Genomic DNA, 11,959 nt, shown 5'->3' with positions numbered 1-11,959 from the left:
CAGGTTTTTCCTCACTCACAGCCGGGCAGAACCGGCACTAAGGCGAACAAAACACCCGGCTCCGGTCATTTTGCTCTGACCAGTTCCAGGACATTTTCTCCGCAGAAATACCGCCCAATAACGCGCACCGCCAGAGGCGTGCGCCGGGGGCGGACTCCGATTGTTTATGTCATTTACGCCTTAAGTATATCATAAAACAGGGCCGCCCGAAAGGCGGCCTGCTGGCAAGGGGGCGTAAATTCCCCGTGCAATGCGGCGGTTTTCCGCACAAATGCGGCATCGCCCCTGGCGGCAGAGAATCAGCCGCCTTCGCCGGGCGCCTCAGAGAAATACTTCTCCATCTTGTCCTCTTCGCCGTCGCGCTCCTCGTAACCCGGCATCGGGTCTTTCTTGGAGACAATCACCGGCCACAGCTCGGCGTACTTGCGGTTGAACTCAACCCATTTGTCCATGTCCGGCTCGGTATCCGGGCGGATCGCATCAGCCGGGCATTCCGGTTCGCAGACACCGCAGTCGATGCATTCGTCGGGATGGATCACCAGAGTGTTCTCACCCTCATAAAAACAGTCCACCGGGCACACCTCGACACAGTCGGTGTATTTGCAGGCGATGCAGTTTTCCGTCACGACATAGGTCATTGTACCGAGTCCCGTTATCCGTTTGCGCCTAGCTAATCCAGACGCGGCTGCACTTCAAGGCGTCAAAAGCCCTCGGGCTTGCGGGTAAGATCAAGCGCCCTGCGGGCTTTTTTGTCCGGGCGGCCTTTTCCCTCGAACTTCGGATTGGCCGGAACTTTTTCCTGCCTTTCCGTCATGTCGAAGTACAGCGCCTGTGCTTCCGGCGCCGGGCCGCGCCGCTCGCCGATGGCCTCCACCCGCACCACGCGGATCACCTTGGCCTGGGCAAAGGTCAGAACGTCGCCCGGGGTGACGTTCTGAGCCGGTTTCAGGGCCTTGGTGCCGTTGAGGCGCACATGGCCCGCACTGACCTGTTTCGCGGCCAGGCTGCGGGTTTTGAAAAACCGCGCATGCCACAGCCACTTGTCGATGCGGATCTTGTGCGCCCCTTCGGCCATGGCCGGATCAGTCGCCCTGCTTCAGCCCCATCAGCGCTGCGGCAAAGGGGTTGTCGGGATCGATCTGCTTTTCCTTCTTGGCGGGACGCGAGGAATAGGTCTTGGCGCCCTGATCCTGGCGCGGACCGCCCTTGCGGCCCGGCTTGCCGCGGTCGCCGCGGTCGCCGCCCTTGGCGCCGCGCGGCTTGCCCTTGCCGCCAGGCTTGCCCTCGCCCTGCGGGCGGCGGTTCTGCTGGCGCTGGCCGCCGCCTTGGCGTCCGCCGCGGTTGCCGCCCCAGGTGAAGGTATAGAAGACTTCCACCTCCGGCGCGTCGACGGCCGCATCGGCAGCTTCGCCAACCGGGGTTTCATCCGCGGCCGTTTCCGCTACGGGCTCCTCGGCTGCCGGCTCGGCCGGCTCCTCGGCGATGGGGGCAACGCCCTCGTCCGCGATGGCTTCGGTGCCGGCAGGCACATCCGCCGGCGCAGGCTCGCCCTCGGCGGCCGGCGCCGCGGCCGGGGTGTTCTCTGCCTCTGCGGCGGCATCCATCACCGGCTGCCCTTCGGCAGGCGTGCCGGTTTCGGCCACCACGGCATCGGCCGGCTTCACCTTCTCGCGCTCGCCCTTCTCGGCCTTGTAGCCCAAGCCCTGCATGAGATCGGCGAACTGCTCCAGCGTCATGCCGGTGATCGACAGCATGTCGGCCTTGGCTTCAAAGCCGCCGCGGCTGTCTTCGCTGCGCAGCATGTCGGCCAGGCGCTCCAGCATGTCGATGCGGATCATCCGCTCGCCTGCCGCGCGGTAGCCGGACATGGTGTCATAGCCTTCCGGCGCGTCCTTGATCGACGGCACGGTGACCAGGCCCGGCGGCGGCGCCTCGGGGAAGTCCTGCAGGCCGTTGGCCAGCGACCACAGCACCAGGCGCAGACGGGTCGGCGCCGGCTTCAGCAAGAGCGGCATGAAGATGGTGAACTGGCCGAACCGGATGCCATGCTTGCGCAGCGCGCCGCGGGCGTCCTGATCCAAGTCCTTGACCTCCTGCGCCACGCCCGCACGGGGCAGCACGCCGAGGTTTTCGACCATGCGGAAGGCAAAACCGCGCGCCAGGCCGGTCAGCTCTTCATCCTTCTGCAGGTTCAAGAGCGGCTCGAACAGCGCATTGATCTTGCGGGTGATGAAATGCAGCAGGCGGCGCTCGACCTTCTGGGCCACGTCCGGCCCGGCGGCGTCATCGACGAAGACCTCGATCCGCGGGTTCAGCGCGTCTGCGCCGGGAACCAGCTTGCCCACCGCGTGCTCGCCCCACATCAGGCCGCCCTGCTCGGTAAAATCGATCTCGGTGTCGGGCGCGTTGTAGAACCGGTCCGCACGCAGATGGAATTGCGGCGCCAAAGCCTGCAGCGAGGCCGCCTTCAAGGCTTTCGCCTCGGCACCCTGCGCACCTTTGTCCGGGCTGAACCGGAACCCTTCCAGACGGCCGACGAATTCGCCTTCGACCGTCACTTCACCCTTGTCATTCACTTCGGCCAAAAGGGCCTCCTTCTGTTTGAGCCGCCGCAACAGCACAGACGTGCGCCGGTCCACAAATCGCTGAGTCAAGCGCTCATGCAGAGCATCTGACAACCTGTCTTCTACAGCGCGCGTCTCCCCGCGCCAATGGCTTTCGTCACGCAGCCAGCCATTCCGCTGCGCGACATATGTCCACGTCCGGATAAATGCCAGACGCTTGGACAATGTGTCGATGTTTCCGTCGGTGCGGTCAATCCGCTTTATCTGGCGGGCCATCCAGTCGTCCGGCACCACCCCGCCGCCGTGCAGATGTTCGAAAATCACCCCCAGAAGCGAGGCGTGCTCAGCATGGGAGATGCCGCGGAAATCCGGGATCCGGCAGACATCCCACAGCAGTTTCACCGATTGCGCATTGGTGGTGCGGGCAATAACGGCGGATTCCCGCGACAGCATCTTCAGCGCACCCAGATCATCGGCTTCGCGCGCCTTGGTCAGGTTTTCATTCGCCGGGCTTGATTCGAGCGCATTGATCAGCGCCTCGACCGTGCCGAACTGCAGATCGGCAGAGCGCCAGTTGAGCTTTTTCAGCGGTGTGAACTGGTGGTTCATGATCGCCGAGGCGGTGCCCTCGTCCAGCGGCCGGGCATCGCCGGTGACGCCAAAGGTGCCGTGGCTCATCCCCCGGCCTGCGCGGCCTGCGATCTGCGCCAGTTCATTGGGCGCCAGCGGGCGCATCCGGCGGCCGTCGAACTTGGTGGTAGAAGAAAACGCCACGTGGTCGATGTCGAGGTTGAGGCCCATGCCGATGGCATCGGTGGCAACCAGGTAGTCGACCTCCCCATTCTGATACAGCGCCACCTGGGCATTCCGCGTCCGCGGGGAAAGCGCGCCCATCACCACTGCCGCGCCGCCCTTCTGGCGGCGGATCAGCTCGGCAATCGCATAGACGCTGTCGACCGAAAACCCGACGATGGCGGTGCGCGGCGGCATCCGGCTGATCTTTTTCGAACCCGCATAGACCAGATCGGACATCCGCTCGCGGCGGTGGAATTCGACGCCCGGCACCAGCGCCGAAATCGGCCCGCGCATGGTGTCGGCGCCCAGGAACAGCGTCTCTTGGGTGCCGCGGGCGCGCAGCAGCCGGTCGGTGAACACATGGCCGCGCTCCGGGTCGGCGCAAAGCTGGATCTCGTCGATGGCCAGGAAGTCGCAGCCCATGCCCTCCGGGATAGCCTCCACCGTGCAGATCCAGTACTGCGCCCGGGGCGGCACAATGCGCTCCTCGCCGGTGACCAGCGCCACCACCGACGGCCCGCGCGCTGCCACCACCTTGTCATAAACTTCACGCGCCAGCAGGCGCAGCGGAAAGCCCATCACCCCGGTGCGGTAGCCCAGCATCCGTTCGATGGCATAATGGGTTTTGCCGGTATTGGTCGGGCCCAGGACGGCCACGATCCGCGATGCGCTTGCCATATCTTCAGCCCCCGCGCCCCAAAGGGGCTTACAGTTCCCTGCCCTCGATAGAGGGCTTCAGACGTTCGAGGGCGCTGCTTACTTCCTCGTGGTGCGGATGTATAGCCTTGGCGCGCTGGTAGGCCTCATAGGCGCGGTCTGGCTGGCGGAACTGCTCAAACACCACGCCCAGCGCATAGATCGCGTTGTAGTCCTGCGGGTTCAGCGCCAGCGACCGTTCCAGATCCGCTATCGAAGGGCCGTAGAGGCCGATCTCGAAATAGACCCGCGCGCGTTCGTACCAGCCGCGGGCGAATTCCGGCGCGTGATCGGTCAGCGCGGTCAGATGCTCCACCGCCTCCTGCAGATCGCCGCGCTCCATTGCATCGCGTCCCCGCCGCAGCAGCAGATCCATCGCCGGAGAGCCGCTCCTGGCCCACAGCGCCTGCAACTCGCGGTCGATCGCCGCAGCCTCGGACTTCTCCGATTGCGCCAGGTCCTGCAGCAGGACCTCGGCGGTAAGCTGCTGCGCCGCGCCGCTTCCGGACAGGGATAGCGCGGCAGTGGCCGCCGTTGCCGCCACGATAGCTTTGAGCTTTGGGAAATTTGCCAGCATGATACCCCCAGTGTAATCCCGCGCGCTGCATTTTCCAGTATTAGCTGCCATGGCTTCACAGGTTTGTGCTATAAGCGCGCCAAACAGATTGAGGACCAATATGAGCGTTACCCTTGAGCAGGCGGCAGAAGCCCTGAACGGCAAACTGGACGCAGGCGAATTCACCGCCTCCGCCAAATTCCAGATCGAAGGCCTGGGCGCCATCATGCTGGACAGCGCAGGCGCCCGCGTTGCCGACGAAGAGGCGGATGTGACCATGTCCGCCGACGCCGACACCTTCCAGTCGATCCTGGAAGGCGACCTGAACCCGACTGCCGCCTTTATGTCCGGCAAGCTGACCATTGACGGCGACATGGGCACGGCGATGCAGCTCGCCTCGGCACTGGCCTGATGGACGGAACCCCGGTGGATCTGCAGCCCGCCCCCCTGTTCGCGGAGATCGCGCGGGGGCCGGCGGGCGGCGCAGCCCATTGGGTGCACACATCGGATGGCCTGCGCATCCGCGCCGGCCACTGGCGCCCGGAGGGGGAGGCAAAGGGCACGGTCCTGCTGTTCCCGGGGCGCACCGAGTATGTCGAAAAATACGGGCTCGCCGCGGCGGAGTTTGCCGCCCGCGGCTATGCCACCCTGACGGTTGACTGGCGCGGCCAGGGGCTGTCCGGGCGAATGCTGGCGGAACGGCGGCTGGGCCATGTCGGGCATTTCACCGATTTTCAGAAAGATGTGCAGGCGCTGGCCGCTCTGGCCGCGCAGCTGGAGCTGCCCCAGCCCTGGCACCTGGTTGGCCATTCGATGGGCGGCGCCATCGGCCTGCGGGCGCTGATCGAGGGGCTGGAGGTCAACTCCTGCTGTTTCACCGGCCCGATGTGGGGCATCCAGATCCCACCGCTGCTGCGGCCGCTCGCCAGCCTCCTGGGCAGCATCGCGCCGTATCTGCGGCTGGACAAACGGCTGCTGCCGACCACCGCGCTGGACCAGTATGTTCAGATCACCCCGTTTGAGGGCAACACGCTGACCACCGACCCCGAGATGTACCGGCTGATGCATGCCCAGCTGGCGGCCCAGCCCGATCTGGCGCTTGGCGGCCCCACCATCCAATGGCTGCGTGTCAGCCTGCAGGAATGCGCCGAACTGGCAGCCATGCCCTCGCCTGCCCTGCCCTGCATCACCTTCCTGGGCACCGAAGAGCAGATCGTCAATCCAGAGGCGGTTCACGACCGCATGAACCGCTGGCCGGGCGGCGAGCTGGAGCTGATCAAGGGCGCCCAGCACGAGGTGATGATGGAAACCCCGGAAATCCGAACCCGCGTGTTTTCCCGCATGTGCCGCCTGTTTGACCAGTACAGCCGCTGACACTCTGCTGCCCCGTTGCGCGGGCTGCGCACGCACCGTTTACCCGGCCCTTACCCGCTTTTGTCATTCTCTCCCGGTTCCGCACCCGGCTGCTTGTGATCCCGCAAGCCCGCCCTTAGATGTTGGGTCAAAGCATTTCTCATGACAGGAGCCCCCATGTTCCAGCTTCCCTTCCCCGTTCGCGACGCAAATGCCACTGCCGGTTCCGGCGGCCTCGGCGATCTGCCGGAATGGGACCTCAGCGATCTTTATGCGTCGGAGGACGCCCCCGAACTGGCCCGCGACCTGGACTGGCTGGAGAAGGAATGCGCCGCCTTTGCCGCCGATTACGAGGGCAAGCTGGCGGATCTGGATGCAGACGGGCTGCTGGAATGCGTGCAGCGCAACGAGAAGATCAACAACATCGCCGGCCGCATCATGTCCTTTGCGGGCCTGCGTTATTACCAGCTGACCACCGACGCCGACCGCGCCGCCTTCCTGTCCGACTGCCAGGAGAAGGTGACCATCGCCACCACCCCCCTGGTGTTCTTCACGCTGGAGCTGAACCGGATCGAAGACGACGCGATGCAGGCGCATCTGGCCGCCAATACGGAGCTTGCCCGCTATGCCAGTGTGTTCCGCCGCATCCGCGCGATGAAACCCTACCAGCTGTCGGACGAGCTGGAGAAGTTCATGCACGATCTCGGCATCGTCGGCGACGCCTGGGAGAAGCTGTTCGACGAGACCATCGCGGGCCTCACTTTCACCGTGAACGGCGAAGAGCTGAACATCGAGGGCACACTGAACCTGCTGACCGAACAGGACCGCAGCAAACGCGAGGCCGCGGCCCGCGAATTGGCCCGCGTGTTCAGCGAGAACATCAAGACCTTTGCCCGCGTCCACAACACGCAAGCCAAGGAAAAGGAAATCATCGACCGCTGGCGCGGCATGCCCAGCCCGCAGACCGGCCGCCACCTGTCCAACGACGTCGAGCCCGAGGTCGTCGAGGCGCTGCGCGAGGCGGTGGTTGCCGCCTACCCCAAGCTCAGCCACCGCTATTACGAGCTGAAGCGCAAATGGCTGGGGCTGGATGTGATGCAGGTCTGGGACCGCAACGCGCCGCTGCCGCTGGAAGACACCCGCACGATTGGCTGGGATGAGGCCGAAAAGACCGTGATGGAGGCCTATGACGCCTTTGATCCCCGCATGGGGGAGATCGCCGCGCCGTTTTTCTCCAAAGGCTGGATCGACGCCGGCGTGAAGCCCGGCAAGGCCCCCGGCGCCTTTGCCCATCCGACCGTCACCAACGTGCACCCCTATGTGATGCTGAACTACCTGGGCAAGCCGCGCGACGTGATGACCCTGGCGCATGAACTGGGCCACGGCGTGCACCAGGTGCTGGCGGCGGAACAGGGCGAGATGCTCTCCTCCACACCGCTGACCCTGGCGGAGACCGCGTCCGTGTTCGGCGAGATGCTGACCTTCCGCAAGATGCTCGACAAGGCCGAAACCAAAGAGCAGCGCAAGGTGCTGCTGGCGGGCAAGGTCGAGGACATGATCAACACGGTTGTGCGCCAGATCGCCTTCTATGACTTCGAATGCAAGCTGCACGCCGCCCGTGCCGAGGGTGAGCTGACCCCGGATGACATCAACGCCATCTGGATGTCGGTGCAGGCGGAAAGCTTGGGCGAAGCCTTTGAATACATGGACGGGTACGAGACCTTTTGGGCTTATATCCCGCACTTCGTGCATTCGCCCTTCTATGTCTACGCCTATGCCTTTGGCGACGGGCTGGTGAACGCGCTCTATTCTGTCTACGCCAGCGGTGCAGAGGGCTTCGAGGACAAGTATTTCGAGATGCTCAAGGCGGGCGGCTCCAAGCACCACAAGGAGCTGCTGGCGCCCTTTGGCCTCGATGCCACCGATCCGAAATTCTGGGACAAGGGCCTCAGCATGATCTCCGGCTTCATTGATGAGCTGGAGGCGATGGAGGAGTAATGGCCCTCAGCCTGCGCCCGGTGGCCCGCAGCGAGTTTGACCTGGTGCGCCATATTCAGGTGGAGCCGGATCAGACCCGCTTTTCCGGGACCGTGGCGCAGGCCTTTGAAGAAGATGAGGATGGCGTGGATTTCCACGCCATCCTCAACGGCAGCGGCGCGGCCGGTTTTTTCAAGATAGACCGGCTGTATCATGAGACTTACAGCTTCGCTGCGCCGCAAGACCTGGGCCTGCGAGCTTTTATGATCGACCGAGGCGAACAGGGCAAAGGCCTTGCCACCGCCGCAGCGGCGGCCCTGAAAACCTATCTGCCCGCCCTTTACCCCGGCCGCGGCGCAGTGGTGCTGACAGTTAACCTGCAGAACCCCGGTGCCATCCGCTGCTATCTGAAGGGCGGATTTCAGGATACCGGCGGTATCCACCCCCACGGACTGGCCGGCCCCCAGCATATTCTGAGAATGGAGCTGAAAGGCCGCTGAATGACGCGAAACCCCTCCCTGAAAGAACGCTTCCGCCCGTTCTTTGCCTGGGTGCGCGCCCGGGTTCCGCCCGGGCTGAGGCTGCTGCTGGGGGTTCTGCTGATATTGGGCGGGATATTCGGATTCCTGCCGGTCCTCGGCTTCTGGATGATCCCGCTTGGCGTGCTGGTCGCCGCCATGGACATAAAGCTGATCCGCCGCTGGCTGCGGCGCAGAAAGCGATGAAAGCCCGCAGTCTAGGGCGGAGTGCCGTACCGCACCGGCTCTGCCAGGATCAGGCGTCCCCCTGCCCGCACTCACTTCAACTGACTGACCTCCGGCACGCTCCTGCAGGCAATCCGCAGTAAAAAAGATGAAACCGCGCGGGCGCGGGCTAGCATCATGTGGCAACGGAATGAGCATCCGGTTCGAGCAGAATGAGTGAACACCCCAGATCAGCCCCGCCAGTCTCAGCGACCAGCCAGGTCACCATGCTGCTCGGCCTTGCAGGCTACTTTGCCGCCTTGATCCTGATGCGGGGCACCGGAACCGGACGGGTCGAGGCCGGGATTTTTGCGATGCTGGCCACCGCGCTGCCGATGATGGCGCATGAAGTCCTGGTGCTGCGGGTGTACCGCCATAAAACAGCCGGGCTTGTGCAGCCTGCAGTGCTGCAATGGCAGCGCATCAATTGGCCCCGGATCCTGGTGAAGCTGATCGGCCTCTGGGGCACCCTGGCCGTGATCGCCGCGGCCTATTGGCTGTTTCCGGAGTACCACCGTTCTTTCTACGCGCCGTTCTGGGAGGCATGCCGCACCTGCCTCCCGGTGCTGCTGTTTCTGGCGGTTCCCTATTTCATCGCCGCCGATCTTTGGATGGACGCGCCAGAGGACGGTTATTTCCAAGCCGGCAATCTGTTTCTGGGCCGCCTGCCCCTGGCGGAGCGGGCAGCATTGCTGGACTTCGGCCTCGGCTGGCTGATTAAGGGGTTCTTTCTGCCGCTGATGTTTGTCTATTTCAGCGGCAATGCCGCCTATCTGCTGGAAACCCCGCTGACCGCGGCGGTGGAGAGCTTTCCCGCCTTTGTCAGCTACACCGGCCGGCTGGCGGTAGGTGTCGACCTGGCCTTTGTCAGCATCGGCTATGTTCTGACCCTGCGGCTCACCAATTCGCATATCCGCTCCTGCAACCCGCTGTTCTGGGGCTGGGTCGTGACCCTGGCGATGTATGTGCCGTTCTTTTCCGTCATCGGCCGCAAGTATCTGGAGTACAACGACGGCATCGGCTGGCTGGACATGTTCGGAGGCAGCTGGGGGGCCTGGGTGTTCCTTTGGGGCGCCGCCATCATCACATCCAAGGTGCTGTGGGCCTGGGCCAATGCCTCCTTTGGCATCCGGTTTTCCAACCTGACCCACCGCGGCATCATCACCAACGGCCCCTACCGCTGGACCCGCCACCCGTCGTATCTGTTCAAGAACATCTCCTGGTGGCTGCTGTCGGTGCCCTTCTTCACCACCGAAGGCGCCGCCGAGGCGCTGCGCCACTGCCTGCTGCTGCTGGGCATCAACGGAATCTATTTCCTGCGTGCCAAGGCCGAGGAAAAGCACCTGTCCGAGGATCCAACCTATGTCGCCTATGCGCTGTGGATCGAACAGCACGGCAAACTGCGCTGGCTAGGCCGCCTGATCCCCATGCTGCGCTACTGCCCGCCTAACGGCCTTGCGCCCGCGCCCGCCCGCGTACCGGACGGCAAACCAACCTGACCGGAGGCGGGCAAAGCTATTTCAGCTGGCTGTCTTTGGAGCCGCGCCGGTTGATGCCGCCGCGAGCCTGATGGGCGCCGTCGCGCTCCTGCTGGCAGTCGATGCAGAGCTTGACGCCGGAAATGGCAATGCGGCGCTTTTCCGGGATCGGCTCCTCGCATTCGGCACAATGGGTGAGGCTTTCGCCCACCGGGCGTTTCTGGGCCTTCATCCGTGCAAGCTCATCATTGATCGACGCCTCGATCTGCTCATTCACCGCGCCGTCCTGCGCCCAGCCGCCTGCCATGACCCTTCCTCCTGTGCCAGAGAATGTGAATTTAGGAGCGGGAGGGAGGCCTGACCAGAGGCAGCTGGCGGCAATTTCCGAGCAATTCTGTCAACTATTTGATTTTATTGCATTTTCCATTGACCGCCCTGCGGCTGCCAGCTACACAGAATGCAGAAATTGCAAGCAAGCCAGAATCACCGGCAGCAAGCAGCCAGCGCTCCAGCCACCCGTCAGGGCAGCCAGACAGCAAGCTTCGCCAGCAACCAGAGTGATTTCAGCCAGCCGCGCCCAGCACAGTCCGCCAGCGATTCTGCCAGCCGCCCTATCCAGCCGCGCACCAAGCATTCCGCCAGGCCCGTGCCAGACAGGTTTACCGCCAGCATCCGCCAGCTCTCCGGGTCAGCGTTGTTGACCCGATGCTTCGCACGCGAAACGTTGCGGCAGCCCCACTGCCGTAAAGCCAGCATCATTGCCAGGTGACAAAAAAGGCGGTGCACTGCACCGCCTTTCAACTTTTCTGCCAATTCCGGATATCAGGCGCCGGTCAGCATGCCCTTTTCCATCGCCAGGTCGCGCATCTTCTTCTGCAGCTTCTCAAACGCGCGCACCTCGATCTGGCGGATCCGCTCGCGGCTGACGTTGTACTGCGTGCTCAGCTCTTCCAGGGTAACCGCCTGATCCATCAGCCGGCGCTGGGTCAGGATGTCCTTCTCCCGGTCATTCAGCACGTCCAGCGCCTCTGCCAGCAGCTCGCGGCGGGCTTCCAGCTCATCGCGGGCTTCGTAGTCGCCGGCCTGGTCGGCGTCTTCATCTTCCAGCCAGTCCTGCCACTGCATGGTGCCTTCGCCCTCGGAGCCGACAGTGGCATTCAAGGACGCATCGCCGCCGGACATGCGGCGGTTCATCGAGATCACTTCTTCCTCGGTCACGCCAAGGTCATTGGCAATCTGCGCGACGTTTTCGGGGCGCAGGTCGCCCTCCTCCAGCGCGCCGATGCGGGCCTTTGCCTTACGCAGGTTGAAGAACAGCTTTTTTTGCGCTGAGGTGGTGCCCAGCTTCACCAGCGACCAAGAGCGCAGGATGTATTCCTGGATCGAGGCGCGGATCCACCACATGGCGTAGGTTGCCAGGCGGAAACCCTTTTCCGGGTCGAAACGCTTCACCGCCTGCATCAGGCCGACGTTGGCCTCGGAGATCACTTCGGCCTGCGGCAGGCCGTAGCCGCGGTAGCCCATGGCGATCTTGGCCGCGAGCCGCAGATGGGACGTTACCATCTTGTGCGCCGAAGCCGCATCCTGTTCCTCAACCCAGCGCTTGGCCAGCATGTATTCCTCTTCCGGCTCCAATAGCGGAAACTTGCGGATTTCCTGGAGATACCGGTTCAGGCCGCCTTCGGGCGTCGGGGCAGGCAGGTTTGCATAATTCGCCATATAAAGTGTCCCTCCCAAAATGTATAAGGACTTAACATTAGCGCATATGTGTTAGCGCTAAGCCCTTTTCAAGGACCG

The 11,959-nt window shown here is 63.7% G+C and carries 13 protein-coding genes; 6 read left to right on the top strand and 7 right to left on the bottom strand.

The window, feature by feature from the left end; all coding sequences use genetic code 11:
• Positions 1–299: 299 nt before the first annotated feature.
• The 4 genes from fdxA to LHL23_RS09305 all read right to left on the bottom strand — a co-directional run bounded on the left by fdxA (position 300) and on the right by LHL23_RS09305 (position 4,632).
• Positions 300–638, bottom strand: coding sequence for a ferredoxin FdxA (gene fdxA / locus LHL23_RS09320; protein ID WP_226429649.1), 339 nt, complete (start codon positions 636–638; stop codon positions 300–302).
• Positions 639–700: 62 nt separating this feature from the next.
• Positions 701–1,075 (bottom strand): RNA-binding S4 domain-containing protein, encoded by a 375-nt coding sequence (locus tag LHL23_RS09315; protein WP_226429648.1) that lies wholly within the window; start codon positions 1,073–1,075, stop codon positions 701–703.
• Positions 1,076–1,082: 7 nt separating this feature from the next.
• Positions 1,083–4,037: a helicase-related protein gene (locus LHL23_RS09310; RefSeq protein ID WP_226429647.1), complete on the bottom strand. Its 2,955-nt coding sequence runs from the start codon at positions 4,035–4,037 to the stop codon at positions 1,083–1,085.
• Positions 4,038–4,065: 28 nt separating this feature from the next.
• Complete coding sequence (locus LHL23_RS09305; protein ID WP_226429646.1) at positions 4,066–4,632, bottom strand: tetratricopeptide repeat protein; 567 nt, start codon at positions 4,630–4,632, stop codon at positions 4,066–4,068.
• A 100-nt stretch (positions 4,633–4,732) separates the two neighbouring features.
• Here LHL23_RS09305 and LHL23_RS09300 point away from each other — a divergent pair, with 100 nt between their 5' ends.
• The 6 genes from LHL23_RS09300 (at position 4,733) to LHL23_RS09275 (ending at position 10,183) form a co-directional block, all read left to right on the top strand.
• Positions 4,733–5,023 (top strand): SCP2 sterol-binding domain-containing protein, encoded by a 291-nt coding sequence (locus LHL23_RS09300; protein ID WP_222480943.1) that lies wholly within the window; start codon positions 4,733–4,735, stop codon positions 5,021–5,023.
• Positions 5,023–5,985: an alpha/beta hydrolase gene (locus LHL23_RS09295; RefSeq protein WP_226429645.1), complete on the top strand. Its 963-nt coding sequence runs from the start codon at positions 5,023–5,025 to the stop codon at positions 5,983–5,985. Before LHL23_RS09300 ends, LHL23_RS09295 begins: the two co-directional genes overlap by 1 nt.
• Before the next feature lie 156 nt (positions 5,986–6,141).
• Positions 6,142–7,962, top strand: coding sequence for a M3 family oligoendopeptidase (locus tag LHL23_RS09290; protein ID WP_226429644.1), 1,821 nt, complete (start codon positions 6,142–6,144; stop codon positions 7,960–7,962).
• Positions 7,962–8,441 carry a GNAT family N-acetyltransferase gene (locus LHL23_RS09285; RefSeq protein ID WP_226429643.1) on the top strand — a complete coding sequence of 160 codons (480 nt, stop codon included), beginning with the start codon at positions 7,962–7,964 and terminating at the stop codon, positions 8,439–8,441. The genes LHL23_RS09290 and LHL23_RS09285 overlap by 1 nt, the downstream gene beginning before the upstream one ends.
• A complete protein-coding gene (locus LHL23_RS09280) occupies positions 8,442–8,666 on the top strand; it encodes a hypothetical protein (RefSeq protein ID WP_226429642.1) in 225 nt (74 codons plus the stop codon). It begins immediately after the preceding gene.
• 191 nt (positions 8,667–8,857) lie between these two features.
• Entirely contained in the window at positions 8,858–10,183 is a 1,326-nt protein-coding gene (locus LHL23_RS09275; RefSeq protein WP_226429641.1) for a methyltransferase family protein, read from the top strand.
• Between the two features lie 16 nt (positions 10,184–10,199).
• Here the strand turns inward: LHL23_RS09275 and LHL23_RS09270 are convergent, their stop codons facing one another.
• The 3 genes from LHL23_RS09270 to rpoH form a co-directional block, all read right to left on the bottom strand.
• A complete protein-coding gene (locus tag LHL23_RS09270; protein WP_222480930.1) occupies positions 10,200–10,469 on the bottom strand; it encodes a DksA/TraR family C4-type zinc finger protein in 270 nt (89 codons plus the stop codon).
• 212 nt (positions 10,470–10,681) lie between these two features.
• The gene (locus tag LHL23_RS09265) at positions 10,682–10,975 is read right to left on the bottom strand and encodes a hypothetical protein (RefSeq protein ID WP_226429640.1); all 294 of its coding nucleotides are present in this window, start codon (positions 10,973–10,975) and stop codon (positions 10,682–10,684) included.
• 9 nt (positions 10,976–10,984) lie between these two features.
• Positions 10,985–11,881, bottom strand: a complete 897-nt coding sequence (rpoH, locus tag LHL23_RS09260; protein WP_226429639.1) for an RNA polymerase sigma factor RpoH — start codon at positions 11,879–11,881, stop codon at positions 10,985–10,987.
• Positions 11,882–11,959: the final 78 nt, after the last annotated feature.

This window comes from Leisingera sp. McT4-56, from assembly GCF_020514995.1.
GTDB lineage: Bacteria > Pseudomonadota > Alphaproteobacteria > Rhodobacterales > Rhodobacteraceae > Leisingera > Leisingera aquaemixtae_A.
This window is presented reverse-complemented; position numbering and strand designations above follow the sequence as displayed.

Bases quoted from the DNA above. Each gene is read 5' to 3' on its own strand.
- fdxA (WP_226429649.1), bottom strand. From the start codon at position 638: ATGACCTATGTCGTGACGGAAAACTGCATCGCCTGCAAATACACCGAC.
- LHL23_RS09315 (WP_226429648.1), bottom strand. From the start codon at position 1,075: ATGGCCGAAGGGGCGCACAAGATCCGCATCGACAAGTGGCTGTGGCAT.
- LHL23_RS09310 (WP_226429647.1), bottom strand. From the start codon at position 4,037: ATGGCAAGCGCATCGCGGATCGTGGCCGTCCTGGGCCCGACCAATACC.
- LHL23_RS09305 (WP_226429646.1), bottom strand. From the start codon at position 4,632: ATGCTGGCAAATTTCCCAAAGCTCAAAGCTATCGTGGCGGCAACGGCG.
- LHL23_RS09300 (WP_222480943.1), top strand. From the start codon at position 4,733: ATGAGCGTTACCCTTGAGCAGGCGGCAGAAGCCCTGAACGGCAAACTG.
- LHL23_RS09295 (WP_226429645.1), top strand. From the start codon at position 5,023: ATGGACGGAACCCCGGTGGATCTGCAGCCCGCCCCCCTGTTCGCGGAG.
- LHL23_RS09290 (WP_226429644.1), top strand. From the start codon at position 6,142: ATGTTCCAGCTTCCCTTCCCCGTTCGCGACGCAAATGCCACTGCCGGT.
- LHL23_RS09285 (WP_226429643.1), top strand. From the start codon at position 7,962: ATGGCCCTCAGCCTGCGCCCGGTGGCCCGCAGCGAGTTTGACCTGGTG.
- LHL23_RS09280 (WP_226429642.1), top strand. From the start codon at position 8,442: ATGACGCGAAACCCCTCCCTGAAAGAACGCTTCCGCCCGTTCTTTGCC.
- LHL23_RS09275 (WP_226429641.1), top strand. From the start codon at position 8,858: ATGAGTGAACACCCCAGATCAGCCCCGCCAGTCTCAGCGACCAGCCAG.
- LHL23_RS09270 (WP_222480930.1), bottom strand. From the start codon at position 10,469: ATGGCAGGCGGCTGGGCGCAGGACGGCGCGGTGAATGAGCAGATCGAG.
- rpoH (WP_226429639.1), bottom strand. From the start codon at position 11,881: ATGGCGAATTATGCAAACCTGCCTGCCCCGACGCCCGAAGGCGGCCTG.